At 47.1% G+C, this 14,096-nt stretch carries 9 protein-coding genes; 4 read left to right on the top strand and 5 right to left on the bottom strand.

Going from position 1 to position 14,096, the window contains the following annotated elements; genetic code table 11:
• Positions 1-12: 12 nt before the first annotated feature.
• The 3 genes from FBF61_RS09430 to FBF61_RS09420 form a co-directional block, all read right to left on the bottom strand.
• The gene (locus FBF61_RS09430) at positions 13-1,482 is read right to left on the bottom strand and encodes a DUF1501 domain-containing protein (RefSeq protein WP_138476944.1); all 1,470 of its coding nucleotides are present in this window, start codon (positions 1,480-1,482) and stop codon (positions 13-15) included.
• 23 nt (positions 1,483-1,505) lie between these two features.
• Complete coding sequence (locus FBF61_RS09425; protein ID WP_138476943.1) at positions 1,506-4,262, bottom strand: DUF1553 domain-containing protein; 2,757 nt, start codon at positions 4,260-4,262, stop codon at positions 1,506-1,508.
• A 513-nt stretch (positions 4,263-4,775) separates the two neighbouring features.
• A complete protein-coding gene (locus tag FBF61_RS09420; RefSeq protein ID WP_262712801.1) occupies positions 4,776-5,348 on the bottom strand; it encodes a helix-turn-helix domain-containing protein in 573 nt (190 codons plus the stop codon).
• A 420-nt stretch (positions 5,349-5,768) separates the two neighbouring features.
• Between FBF61_RS09420 and FBF61_RS09415 the strand changes: the two genes are divergently transcribed.
• Positions 5,769-6,635, top strand: coding sequence for a lysophospholipid acyltransferase family protein (locus tag FBF61_RS09415; protein WP_138476941.1), 867 nt, complete (start codon positions 5,769-5,771; stop codon positions 6,633-6,635).
• Between the two features lie 235 nt (positions 6,636-6,870).
• Here FBF61_RS09415 and FBF61_RS09410 read toward each other — a convergent pair whose 3' ends face one another.
• The gene (locus tag FBF61_RS09410; protein ID WP_138476940.1) at positions 6,871-7,239 is read right to left on the bottom strand and encodes a hypothetical protein; all 369 of its coding nucleotides are present in this window, start codon (positions 7,237-7,239) and stop codon (positions 6,871-6,873) included.
• A 63-nt stretch (positions 7,240-7,302) separates the two neighbouring features.
• Positions 7,303-8,256 (bottom strand): DUF945 domain-containing protein, encoded by a 954-nt coding sequence (locus tag FBF61_RS09405; protein WP_138476939.1) that lies wholly within the window; start codon positions 8,254-8,256, stop codon positions 7,303-7,305.
• A 240-nt stretch (positions 8,257-8,496) separates the two neighbouring features.
• On the opposite strand from FBF61_RS09405, the gene FBF61_RS09400 reads away from it, so the two are divergent.
• The 3 genes from FBF61_RS09400 (at position 8,497) to FBF61_RS09390 (ending at position 14,086) form a co-directional block, all read left to right on the top strand.
• Positions 8,497-9,072, top strand: coding sequence for an RNA polymerase sigma factor (locus FBF61_RS09400; protein WP_138476938.1), 576 nt, complete (start codon positions 8,497-8,499; stop codon positions 9,070-9,072).
• A gap of 118 nt (positions 9,073-9,190) precedes the next feature.
• Positions 9,191-10,273 (top strand): FecR family protein, encoded by a 1,083-nt coding sequence (locus FBF61_RS09395; RefSeq protein WP_138476937.1) that lies wholly within the window; start codon positions 9,191-9,193, stop codon positions 10,271-10,273.
• Between the two features lie 198 nt (positions 10,274-10,471).
• The gene (locus tag FBF61_RS09390) at positions 10,472-14,086 is read left to right on the top strand and encodes a SusC/RagA family TonB-linked outer membrane protein (RefSeq protein ID WP_138476936.1); all 3,615 of its coding nucleotides are present in this window, start codon (positions 10,472-10,474) and stop codon (positions 14,084-14,086) included.
• Positions 14,087-14,096: the final 10 nt, after the last annotated feature.

Genomic DNA, 14,096 nt, shown 5'->3' with positions numbered 1-14,096 from the left:
AATTGAAATAAACTAGGCTAAAACTTCTTTAACAACCTTGCCTTCTGTGTCAGTGAGCCTGAAATTCCTTCCCTGGAAAGGATAAGTGAATTTCTCGTGATCAAAGCCCATTAAATGCAGTATAGTAGCCTGTATGTCATGGACATGTACACGGCCTTTCACTCCATAATAGCCCAGTTCATCTGTTTCTCCATGCGAATATCCCTGTTTCACACCGCCTCCTGCCATCCACATCGTAAAGGCATCCAGATGGTGGTCCCGGCCCATAAAGGGCATCACCAGGCCATTCCGGTTTTCCTGCATCGGTGTCCGTCCGAACTCTGCCCCCCAGATAATCAGTGTTTCTTCCAGTAACCCGCGCATTTTCAAGTCCTGGATCAATGCCGCGATAGGCTGGTCAGACTCACGGCATTTTTGTCTCAAACCTCCTTCTACATTGTGATCTTTTGAAGTTCCGTGCCCATCCCAGCCCCAGTCAAAAAGCTGGACGAAGCGGACATCGTTTTCGACCAGTTTTCGGGCCAGAAGACAATTCATCGCAAAGGTGCCTTCGCCTGGTTTTACACCATACATATCCAGGATAAACTGCGGTTCTTTCGAAACATCCATCACTTCCGGAACGGACATTTGCATCCTGAATGCCATTTCGTACTGGCTGATGCGGGTCAAAATCTCAGGGTCCTGCACATCTTCGTAGGTCTGGCGGTTGATCTCATTGATGGCTTCAATGGTTTGTTTACGCATGCCGCGGTTCATTCCATTGGGATCACTTACATACAAAACCGGGTCTCCTCCCGTTCTGCACTGAACCCCCTGATATACGGACGGTAAAAATCCGCTTCCATAGACACTTTTTCCAGCATCCGGCTGCTGCCCGCCAGATGCCAATACTATAAATCCCGGCAGGTTCTGATTTTCAGAACCTAAACCATAGACCGACCATGCTCCCAAACTCGGGCGTCCTAAACGTGCACTTCCCGTATGCATGAGCAATTGCGCGGGTGCATGGTTGAACTGATCCGTGTGCATGGCTTTCAGGAAAGTGATTTCATCGGCAACAGTTTGCAAATAGGGGACATAGTCAGACATCCAGGCGCCGGATTGACCATATTGCGCAAATTTCCCCTGAGGCCCAAGCATTTTTGGAACACCCTGAATGAAGGCAAATTTTTTACCTTCCAGAAATTCGGCCGGACAGTCTTGTCCATGGTATTTTATAAGCTCGGGCTTATAGTCAAAAAGCTCCAGCTGGGATGGTGCGCCTGCCATGTGGATATAAATGACCCTTTTGGCTTTCGGGGCAAATTGCGGGATACCGGTTTTCACAGATTGTGGAGTGCTGTCGCCGGAAGCTGCAGTGCACGAGCCCATCAGAGAACCTAATCCCAAAGCACCCAGGCCAAACCCGCAGGATTGTAAAAAGTGGCGCCTGGTCTGATGCTGCAGGTGCGTATGCTGAAGTTCTTTTAAGAGATTTTGCATAATGTTTGTCTTTAAGCCAAAGATTATTCCTTCGTGATCACGTTATCCAGGTTGAGCATGACATTGGCCGAAACCGTTAACGCGGCCAGTTCAGGTGACTTTTCATTTCGGTACAATAGCATGCTGTCTGCCTCTGCAGGTTTTGATTTATATGCTTGCAAGGCCTGGTTGTATACATTGACCAAAGTATTCAGGTTCTTTTTTTCGATGTTCCTGAAAGTGAGCATCCGGTAACCTTCCGTTATTTGCTGCTGGGGTGTACGGCCTCTTTTTTGCATATTGGTAGCCAACTGCTCGGCAGCTTCCAGGTATACCGGATCGTTCAACGTCACCAGTGCCTGCAAAGGTGTATTGGTAAGTATCCTTCTGGATTGACAAAATTCACGGCTGGGCGCGTCGAAAGTGACCATGGACGGGTAGGGCGACGTCCGTTTCCAATAGGTGTAAACGCCTCTGCGGTAACGGTCTTCACCTTCACTGAGTACCCATTTTTCACCACTGTAAGGCGATTGCCAGATCTTGTCGGGCTGAGGCGGCATGACACCCGGGCCATACATTTTTCGCGAAAGCAGCCCGCTGCATGCCAAAGCCTGGTCGCGGACCTGTTCGGCGCTCAGCCGTACGCGTGGCCCCCTCGATATCCAGACATTGTAAGGGTCTTTCTCAATTTTTTTTCCGTCTGTTTTCGAGCTCTGCCGGTAAGTAGCAGACATAACGATACGTTTCAACAGTTTTTTTACACTCCAGTGGTCTGTCTCCATGAATTCTACGGCCAGCCAGTCCAGCAGCTCCCGGTGCGAAGGCTCGGCTCCCTGAGAACCGAAATCTTCGACAGTTTCAACAATGCCGCGACCGAAAAGCTGCTCCCAGAACCGGTTGACGATGACCCTGCCGGTCAGGGCATTTTCTCTGTTCACAATCCATTTGGCCAGGCCAAGCCGGTCGTTGGAATACTCTTTTGGCATGGGATACAGCAGCTTGGGCACGTCCGGTTTTACCTGTGCACCTTTTACCATCCAGTTGCCCCTCACGAATACATGCGTCTTTCTGCTGAAATCCCCTTTACCTTCCCAAAGCACAGGAATATCCTCTATTCCCTTGGTTAGCAGTCTGCTGTATTCAGTTACTATATCAGGGTACTCCGGTTCTGTTTTTCCTGGGATTCCTTTTTGGAAAGACAGCCATTTTACCCCAACCCAATTGTCCGGTGTTTTCGGGCTATCCAGACTAAAGAACAGATCCTGTTTGCCGCCCCCATGGGATATCGGAACGACCATGACGGTGTCCTTTCCCTTGGTATTGGGCACGTCGATGCGGGCAATAAAGGCCTTGTCGGACGTGTCCTTCCGGATCGTCAGTACGGATTTATCGATATTGGCACCCAGGGACACTACCATGTGTGTCATTCCTGTCAGGTTGGCATTGGGAAGCCTTCCCGAAGTTTTGTGTTTCAGTCCCAGATATTTCCCGTCGAGCAAAGTGGCACCGCCGATGATCTGGAAGTCGTGGGAGTTGATCTTGGGCTCCATCACGCGCATAAATTGCGTAAAGTCTTCGGTTTGAGCGGGGTCACGCTTGGCCACCCAATCGATCAGGCGCTGTACTTTAACGGAATCGTCGCCTTTGTAAAAACGCAGGGTAGGGGAATCACTGGGCACATCTTCATCACGGGTATTGTTGAAATAAGCCATGTACTTGTAATACTCGTCGTGCGAAATAGGATCATAGGGGTGGCTGTGGCACTGTATGCAGGCAAATGTAGTGCCCTGCCATACTTCCCAGGTGGTGTTGACGCGGTCGATCTGTGCGGCGACGCGGAACTCTTCATCCGAGGTACCGCCTTCGTCGTTGTTCATCGTATTGCGGTGAAAACCGGTGGCAATGAGGTTTTCCTCGGCGGGCATCCCGTTCTTTTTCGGAAGCAGGTCGCCGGCCAGCTGTTCTATTGTAAAAACATCGAATGGCTTGTCTGCATTAAAGGACCGGACGACATAATCGCGGTAACGCCAGATCCTGCGCCCGCTGTCTTTTTCGTAACCTTTTGTGTCGGCATACCGTGCCAGGTCCAGCCACATCGATGTCCAACGCTCTCCGAACGAAGGTGATTGCAACAAGCGGTCGATTACTTTTTCATAGGCACCGGCCGAGTTGTCGCTGACGAAGTCGGCTACCTCTTTTTCGGTAGGCGGCAGCCCGGTCAGGTCCAGGCTCACCCTTCTCAACAATGTCACTTTATCGGCTTCAGGAGAAGGCGAAAGATCTTTTTCACGGAGTTTTTGCAATGTGAAATGATCGATCTCATTTTTCGGCCACTTTCTGACATCCGCGTCCAGCAGTCCGAAAAGGTTCCAGACAGTACGCAGTGACGGAACTTCTGGTTTTTCGATGCGTTTGTAAGACCAGTGCGTTTCCCAGGAAGCACCCTGGTCAATCCATTTTGTGAGTATCTCAACATCGTCCTTACTCAGCGGCGTACCGTTTTTCGGCATTTTTTCATCCGCGTCATCGGTCAGGATCCTGCGGATCATTTCACTGGCGTGCGCGTCGCCCCGCACCACCGGTATTTTTCCCGACTTGCCCGGTTCAAGCATTTCGTGCTCAAACAGAAAACTTACATCCCCTGCTTTTTTGACCCCCCCGTGGCAGCCAATGCAGTTTTTATTGAGAATAGGTTTAACCTCGGTGTTGTAATCAATCTTGTGGCCGAATAAACCTGACCAGGTAAAAGACATCATGCCGACAACCAACAAACCGATGAAGGCCCAAAGCTTTATTTTCATTGGAATTAATTTGGTGAAAATTGCTGCCATTTTTAAAAATGATAAAACAGGTCCGGGCTAAATAGCCCTGGTTAGCTGTTTTGCACATCAAAACCAGCTCCATTAAGCAATGTGCCCGACGGGAAGGCGTTTTTGATGTAAATTATATGCAAAACTAAGGTCTTTTAGTCCTATAAACCAATTCCCTGTTGTCTTGTTTCGATATCATATTTGCGGATTACGGTCCCAGCGATATGGAAACCTACAAGTTGAGTTGCTATTATTCAATTAATAAAATATGAAATAGGTTTTATGAGTCAAACATACTAAATGTTTACTAATATTAAACAATAGTTCATTTAATTATCGAGACAGAAATATTGGATGCCGGAAGAATTTTTTAAAGCACAGGGGTAGTGTTATCAGACGGGATCTGATGCTGGAACGGCATCGCCACAACCACTTAATTTCCTGGTTCAATGAGTTGGGGATGAGCAGGAAATCAGCTTTCGTATATAGGATTGCGTTATTGAATTAGCTGCGTTGATCAAAGAAATACAAAACGAGCAGCAGGCATTCACCCGATGAAGTGTTTTTGGGAACATGGGCCAGCCTTCCATCGAAAAACAGCGAATCGCCTTCGTTGAGATGCAGCGTCTGACCGTTGACCCGGTAATCGGTTTCGCCTTTGATGATATAGATAAACTCGTAAGCATCCGTGGTGACTTCTTCTCTGTAAGAATCGGTTGACAGTGTGAGCAGTGCAAAATCCACGGTACTGGGCGGAAGATTGCGCATCATCATGCGCTGGTAATTGAAACCCCTGGCATCTTCTTTTTCGAATGGCACGTAATCGCCTTTACGATTGAGGAGAATAGTAGGTTCCAGGAGGCTCATGCCCTCAAAAAACTCACTGACTTCAATCTCCAGTGATTGAATAATACCCAGCATGACGGGTAGTGAGGGGATACTACGGCCATTTTCGATTTGAGACACAAGTCCTTTACTGACAGCAGACTTATCTGCCAACTCCTGTAGCGTCATTCTTTTTTCAAGCCTTTTTTGCTTGACCCGCCTTCCTAATTCTAAAATGAATACTCCTTCCATACACAACATTACTAAAATTTGTTTGCTACCGCCTAATGCTGACACAAGTTTAGACGCAAAAAAATATCAGAAGTCATTTTTTGTTTAAACATTTGGAAGTAGAAGTGAAATAATGAACTCTGGATTTAACATTTAGTGATGATAATGTTTAGTATTTGTAAATCAAATGACGTGCTGTATCTGAAAACCTGTAAGGAGGTAAACGCAAGCTCTGGCGGACCTTACCATTACCTAAGCACAGCAAAATACATAGGATTTGTTTTGGACGGGCGGTGAAGAAGACCTGCCAAATCAAGACGGGATTCAGCGGGCAATGCCTCATTTCTTTAAAATTTAATACTGACTTGCAGGATATCGAAAATCATTCTCCCCGTTTTCTTGTTGCTTAGGCAGATCTGTTAGCAACTACTTCTTCAACCCATGAAAACAAATTCCGGCACACGCACGGCTATTGTATTAAACAAACTCCTGTTACTTGTGGCGGCGGGGCTTTCGTCATTGATCTATGTATTTACTTTTTATGTATTGAAATACCGTTACAAGGTGATCAGGAAGAATCTGACGACATCTTTCGCAGTGGAGCGGGAAAAGAATATTACGGGCATCATCTCAAAGTATTACAGGCATCTTGGCGATCTGGTGATCGAACCGTTTTTATACTATTTGGTAAGTCCGGCAAGACGAAAGGAACTGGCTACTTATACCAATCCTGACCTATTGGATCAATTCTACCTGAAAAAGAAGCACGTGGTTTTGCTCGCTTCGCATTACGGCAACTGGGAGTACCTGATTAATCTGCCAAAAGTTGTTGATTTCCAGGTTTATACAGCCTATACGCCGATCTCCAATCAAACTATCAATAACTGGATTTTGAAGATGCGCTCGTCGCTGGGCGTGAGGCTTATTCCCAAGCAACATTTTTATCGCGGCGCACTGTCGACTTTGAAGCAACGTGAAAATCCGTCGCTGGTGGTAGTCATTGCTGATCAGCGGCCTGCTACCGAGGCAAAACATTATGTCGAATTTCTGGGCCAGAAAACCCAGGTTCAGATTGGCGCGGAAAGACTGGCGATTGCCTCCGACTCAGCGGTTGTCTACCTGGAATGCATCAAAAAGTCGCGCTTTCACTACGACTATACATTTCACCTTATTTCGGAAAAATCTTCGGAAAATTCTCCTATGGAAATTACGGACGCCTATTATGATAAACTGGAGACAAACATCTACAAGGCGCCGGCACTCTGGCTCTGGTCACATGACCGTTGGAAAGGTCTGTCCGCCGGATAACGTAAACGATTCGGCCAAGCTGGTTTTACTGCTTGGCCGAAATCATAAGAAACATGCGCGTTATGTGAAAAAGTCTGGAATTATTATCAGATGTGTAAAGTCAAAAGGCAAAAAGTGATGTAAATGAAGATCATCGTGAAGGCACAGATCATCACAGAAAATATCTCGCGGGCAGGTCTGCTTTTTTCATCTTTCATAATCACTTTGTTTTAATAAGATATTGATAATCAAATGCCTATTTGTCTTTTTTTATAGAGGGTATCTCCTGTATTTCTGACCAGAACTGATGAATAAAAACACGCTCCTGACGTGACACGCCTTCGTTTCCTTTTGCCACACGGTTCAAAATGGTCAGAAACCGGCTTCCATCCTTTTCAGTAATTTTCGATGGCCTCCTGTTCGGTCGATGCGAAATAGAGCCGGTCATCCCCAGTATTGCTGCATTTTCCTGAATAAAACTGGCGTAAACCGAAAAATCAGATTGCAGTTCCGCAGCGTAAAACCTTTCGTTACCCTGAGCTCCCTTCTTTTGGAACATGTCCTCCATCTTTGCCAAAACCAGTGCCACCGAAGCGGATCCCGGATTTATGTTTGTTGAATGCATACACTTCAATTAATGTGAAACAAATTACATCTTGCCCTGATACAAATATTCAGGTTTTTGATATTAAGCAAAAGAACTGGCCGCAAGCTGATGAAAAACCCTTTCGTCGAGCTTGTAGCGGTCGTTCAAAGTAAGACTGCTGCGGGCGTTAAAAAGCGCATGATTGACAGCATTGTACATCAGCCAGTAGGACGGATCCGCTCCGAGAAGCCTCTGCTCAAGCCTGAGCCTTTCATAGGCCTGCTTCGCCAGCTGAACCGGAATAGGCAGTGTCTTGAGCAGGTTTTCGTCTGCCCGGTTCACTGATCTTTGTTGAAAATGCTCATAGACGGTAGCCGTTAACGTAGCCTGCTGTTGATTCTGACCGGCCAGCAATTCGTATAGTTGTCGTTGGAACAGCTCCGGAGTTAACCTGCTGTGATGTATTTTTCTCACGCCCGGTTCTTTTTTCACAGCGGGAGTACCTTTACGGACTTTTCCCTGCGGCCGCTCTTCTAACCATTGCTGATAGTCCGGTAATGCGACAAACGAGTCTGCCCAGCCCATCAAACCGTTTTGACATACTGCCCTGTACATGCTGCTGCCCGGTTTGATATTGTTGTCCAGCATGGTGGTCAGTGTCTGGCCCTGTATGCTGAAAGGGGTTTTGCCATTATAGCTGTTTGTCAATATCATACTGCGCTGAAGACGTTCTCCGCCTATGGACAGCTCCTGGGGAAGAATGATACTGATGCTGAACTCGCCCGTGGTCGTATATTTAATTTGAAGGTCATATTCACTGAACAGCTTATCCACTACCTCCCTGATCAGAATATTAGGGATAATGTCGTAATCCGTACTCTGGATCCCAAAGATCATTTTTCTTCCTCCTGCGGGCTGACCGACGACCAGTTGCTGCCTGTCGGTAGCTATGATATCGTAGTCAGGTAATATGTCGGCAAGCCATACCGGGTTGACAGGATAACAAATATCATCCCAGGAATTACTTACATGTGGCTGAGCGCTGATATAGGTCATATCTTACTTTTATTTTTACAGTTGTAAATTTACAGTCATAATCTCAATAAACAAACATGATCCGGATTGCCTTGGAATATTACTCATTATGGACAGTTGCCTGATTTTAAACGGGAAGGACATAATCGGACGCAGATACAGTCGGTTACATAGGTGTTTCCCCTTTTATTTGGAGTAATAAAAGGGATAATTACACTTAATAAAGAAACTGGTGTTTTGCTAATACATTATTGAAGGCAAATGGAAAACGATGTGCATATCTGGCAGAAATTCAAAAGCGGCGACCGTGCTGTTTTCGAATCGATGATCAGGGATCATTACCGCACATTATTTGATTATGGTAAAAAACTGATCACAGATCAGGACGCGCTCACAGATTGCATCCACGATCTTTTCACGACCTTGTGGGACCGCCGGGAATTTCTGGGAACAACGGATCAGATCAAACCTTATTTGCTGAAAAGCTTGCGAAACCGCATCTTCAAGGAAAAGCAGCGCAGTACTATCTTTATTTCTCTTGAAGATGGGGACGAGCTTTTTCTGAACGATGAGAACATTGAGTCCAGGATCATTTCGTCCGAGCATACCGATGAGACGAAGAAACAGATCGGCTATGTGCTGCATACTCTGACGCACCGGCAACAGGAGATCATTTATCTGAAATTTTACGAAAACCTCACCAACGATCAGATCGCGACCGTATTGGGTATAACCCGCCCGGCAGTAGCCAATTTGCTGCATATCACGCTTAAATTGTTCCGGGAAAAGTGGGAGGCGCTTTTGCATACCATCCTTTTGTTTATTCTATCAATCTGATTTTCAAGTCATTAATTATTATTGAGATATTTATTTAAAAATATTTCAACTTTTTCCATGATTTTCCGGGGACATTCGGACTATGTCATTGTAAGTGCCGCAATTATGGTGCTTTATTATGAAATATTATGATAAATACAATCTGGAAGATTTCCTCCTGGACGAAAATTTCAGACTTTGGGTAGTTCAGAAAGACCAGGCTGGTGATGACTTTTGGGCAAGAATCGAAGGACAGTATCCCGACAAGAAGATTATTATGCAGCAGGCGCGGGAGCTGCTGCTTACCTGGAACCAGACCCACTCCGAACTTTCTGAGGACAACCTGGAAAAACAAGTTAGCAGGATTCTGACCAGCACGGAGGCCCCGGTTATTCAGCCGGTTGCCTTCAATTTTATGCGAACCTGGGTTTCCGTGGCCGCTTCGGTCCTGCTGATCCTGGCAACAGGGTGGGGGATATCCTGGAAAATGCAACACGAAGAACCTGCTTCCGACTATCGGCAATATGTTTCCCGGGTCCCGGTTCCGATGAAGGAGATCGTGAATCAAACCGGTAAAAAAATGTCGGTTAAACTGCCTGATGGCAGCGTTGTAGCACTTTCGCCGGCAAGCAGGATCAGTTATGCCCATACATTTATCAATAACAAGAAACGGGAAGTTTATTTGTCGGGGGAGGCATTTTTTGATGTGGAGAAAGATGCGCTCAACCCGTTTTTTGTTTATGCCCACGGCCTTGTTACCCGCGTGGTAGGAACTAGTTTTCTGATTAAGACCACCGAGGCGAACGTTGAGGTGCTTGTCCGGAGCGGAAGGGTTTCCGTTTTGGCGATGAAGGACATAGACAGTCAGAATAACCGTAACACCGAATTGCTGCTGACGCCAAATCAGCAGGCTATTTTTTCAACCAAAGACAATCTGATCTCCAAATCCATATCCAGCATGCCGCTTGAACTCATCAAACCCGAAACACAATCGGGGTTTGTATTTCAGGACCAGCCTGTCCATAAAGTTTTCGCGACACTTGAAAAAGTTTACGGCATCCCCATCGTGTACGACAGCGCCGTCATGGAAAAATGCTCGCTTCATGTCGAGCTGAGCAACGAGCCTTTTTTTACGAAGCTGGATATTATCAGCCAGACGATCGGGGCAAGCTATCGTGTAAGCGACGGACAAGTGGTTGTCTCCAGCGAAGGCTGTGATTAATGTTCTGATATTCCTGATCCGCTAATCTTTAAACAACTATATATGACTAAACGCTAGGTACAGAATAAAATAAGCCGGCAACGGGTCCAGCGTTACCGGCCTTCATGCTCCACTCCATTTAAGCTGTTACTTAAAGTCCCCAATGGGGATTGAGGGAGGGTTTTGCCGTTAGTATACACCAAAAACCAATGTAATATTATGAAAAAAAATAGTATACCATTAAAAATTCTGGTAACTGTGATAAAAGTTACATGCATTCCATTTCTTGTTTCCCTGATCTGCACCAGCCTGTCGTTTGCCAGTAACGGTGTTGCGCAGGAACTGCTGAACCGGGAGCTCAGCATTCAGGCAAATCAGCAGGAATTGAAAAGTGTTCTGGCCAGGATTGAGAGGTCTGCGAAAGTGAAGTTCTCATACGTTCCGTCTTTGATCAAAAATCAGAAAGTAACCTTGTCGGCCAACAACCAGACATTGAACGAGGTGTTGAAAGAGCTGCTTGTGCCCTTGCAGATCCGGTTTTCTGTCTCTGGTGAATACATTATATTGAATAAAAAAGAAGAAGATGCGCCCGGCAACACCAAGGATCAGGGAATGCTCGTCCCGCTTCCCTACCTCCATCCGGTTGACATTACCATCAAAGGCCAGGTGCTCGCCAGCGACAGCAAAGAGCCGCTGCCCGGCGTAAGCGTGGTCGTAAAAGGTACACAGCAAGGTGCCATTACAAGTGGCGACGGATCTTACACACTGGTAGTTCCCGACGAAAAATCCGTTTTGGTTTTCAGCTTCGTCGGTTATGTATCTCAGGAAATCCAGGTAGCGAACCGGTCGATCCTAAATGTTACTTTGCAGTCAGATATCAAAGCTTTGAGCGAAGTCGTTGTGACGGGTTATACCGCCCAGTCGAGAAGGGATATTACGGGTTCGGTCAGCGTTATCGATGCGGATAAGCTTTTGGCAGTTCCGGCCACCAATCTTGCGCAGCAGTTGCAGGGAAGAGCTGCCGGCGTCACAGTCGGAACGGATAATACGCCCGGTGGCGGCGTGGCTGTAAGGGTGCGCGGGTATGGCACATTGGGAAACAATGATCCGTTGTATGTGATCGACGGCGTACCTACCAAAGGAAGCCTGAACACGATCAACCAGAACGACATAGAATCCATTCAGATATTGAAGGACGCATCTTCTGCTTCCATTTACGGTTCCCGGGCAGCCAATGGCGTAGTGATCATCACCACAAAAAGAGGTAAAAACGGCGTTCCCAAATTTACATTCGACGCCTATTATGGGGTACAGAAGCTCGCCAAAACGATGGATCTGCTGAACACGGCCGAGTACGGGCAATATCTCTGGCAGAGTAAAAAAAATGCAAATGTTGTAAATCCGACTACCGGTAATCCCGAACATGCCCAATTTGGACGTGGTCCCGAGCCGGTAATCCCTGATTACATTATTCCCGACGGCGCCTCCGCAAGCGACCCGAGGGTGAACCCGGCCAATTACAGCTTTGACCGCTACACGGATCCGCAATTTGGCAAGACGAAGTTTTCGATCACCCAAGCCAATAAAGAGGGTACGGACTGGATGAACGAGGTTTTCGACGCTGCCCCGATCCAGAATTACCAGCTGGGCGTTTCCGGTGGCACAGAGAAGAGCAGATATGCTTTTTCGACCAACTATTTCAACCAGCAGGGGATCCTGATCCATAATGGTTACAAACGGTACTCGGTTCGGGCAAACACTGAATTTACAATCAAGAAAAGGATCCGCATCGGTGAAAATCTACAGGTTGCCTATGGCCAGCGCCAGGGGAATTATGGCAATAACAGTGAAACAAGCCAGGTATCCAACACCTACCGCGCACAGCCGATCATCCCTGTTTACGACATTGGCGGAAATTTTGCGGGAACACTGGGCAGTAACCTGGGGAATGCCAATAACCCTGTGGGGCAGCTGGTCAGGAATAAAAACAACGGTTATAAAGACTTGCGGATCTTCGGCAATACCTATGCCGAAGTGGATATTCTCAAAAACCTGACTGCCAAAACCAGCTTCGGGGTTGATGCCACGGTATCTGCGGGGACCTATTTTACCCCGGTTGAAATCGAACTTGCCCACGGCACGAATGTAAACAGCCTGAGCGAAAACAGAAGTTACAGCTACGCCTGGACCTGGACCAACTCCTTGACCTACGACAAAACTTTCGGCGATCACCACCTGAATGTGTTCGCCGGTCTGGAATCGATTGACTCCTACGGGAACTTTGTAAATGCATACAGGCAGGGATTCTTTTCCAATGCAGAGGACCTGAGATATATCGACGCCGGTAACCCTTCCACCTCCACAAACAGCGGTTATGCCACTTCTTCCTGGTCATTATTTTCCTACTTCGGGCGGATCGATTATGCATTTCAGGACAAATATCTTCTTCAGGGTACAGTGAGGCGTGATGCTTCGTCACGGTTTCAGGCGGCGTCGCGTTATGCTACTTTTCCGGCGGCGAGTGTAGGCTGGCGGTTATCCAAAGAGGCATTTTTGTCGAATGTGCGCTTTATAACAGACCTTAAACTGAGAGCAGGCTGGGGACAGACGGGCAATCAGGAAATCGGGGATTTCAACGCCTATTCCACTTATCAGAGCAATCCGAACAGCAGCGGTTACGGAATCGGTGGCGCGCCAATCGGTTATGTGCAGGGTTTCGATTTGGCAAGATTTGGCAACCCCAACGCAAAATGGGAAACGACCACAACGGTCAATGTGGGTTTGGATGCCAATTTGTTCCAGGGGAAATTTGACCTGAGCCTGGATGTTTTTGACCGCCAGACCCGGGACCTGCTTTATACAAAAGCGTATGATCCCCGCCTTGGCGACGCGTCTATTCCTGCCCAGAACATTGCTTCGCTGCAAAACAGGGGTGTTGATCTCGGCCTGAACTACAACGATGCGGCAATGGACGGCCAGCTGACATATAGTATTGGTGTCAACTTTTCAACCTACCGGAACAAAATCCTCGCACTTGACCCACAGAATCCCAACGACTTTTTGCCAGGGTTTTCATTGCGAACACCAGCCGTAACGCGTTCGATCGCCGGTCGTCCGATCTCGTCTTTTTACGGGTATATTATCGACGGAATCCTTCAAAACGAAGAGGAGGTCGCCAAGCATGCCAAATTTCCCGGTTACTATGATTCCAATATTTATATCAATGGAGTAAGGACACAAGGCGTAGGCAAGTTTGCCTACCGGGATATTAACAACGACGGGCTTATCAATGCCAATGACCAGACTTATATCGGAAGCCCGCATCCCGACTTTACCTATGGTGTCAATGCCAATGTGGCGTATAAAAACTTTGACCTGACCATTTTTGCACAAGGTGTGCAAGGCAACGATATTTTCAACCACGTTCGTTACTGGACTGATTTTGAAGTGTTTCAGGGAAACCGGACCAAGCGGATGCTTTACGAATCATGGCGGCCGGATAACCCCAATGCCAAGCTGCCGATCCTCGATGCCAATGACGCCCAAAGTGGTGAACCTTCGACGTACTTTGTTGAAGACGGCTCTTATCTGAGATTCAAGAACATTCAGTTGGGATATACCTTGCCAAAATCCATTCTTTCCAAAATCGGCACGGACCATTTGAAAATATACGTGCAGGCCCAGAACCTGTTCACTTTTACCAAATATACAGGACTTGATCCCGAAGTGAACCTGCGGAATTTCAACAGCGGTTCCGACCGGCAGATTGGCGTGGATGAAGGTGTTTATCCAACACCCAAATCGATTATCGTAGGTCTTAGTCTTGGATTTTAAACAGAACCGA

This window comes from Dyadobacter bucti (assembly GCF_005869225.1).
Lineage (GTDB): Bacteria > Bacteroidota > Bacteroidia > Cytophagales > Spirosomataceae > Dyadobacter > Dyadobacter bucti.
The sequence above is the reverse complement of the archived record's forward strand: the minus strand, read 5'-3'. Positions and strand labels throughout refer to the sequence as shown.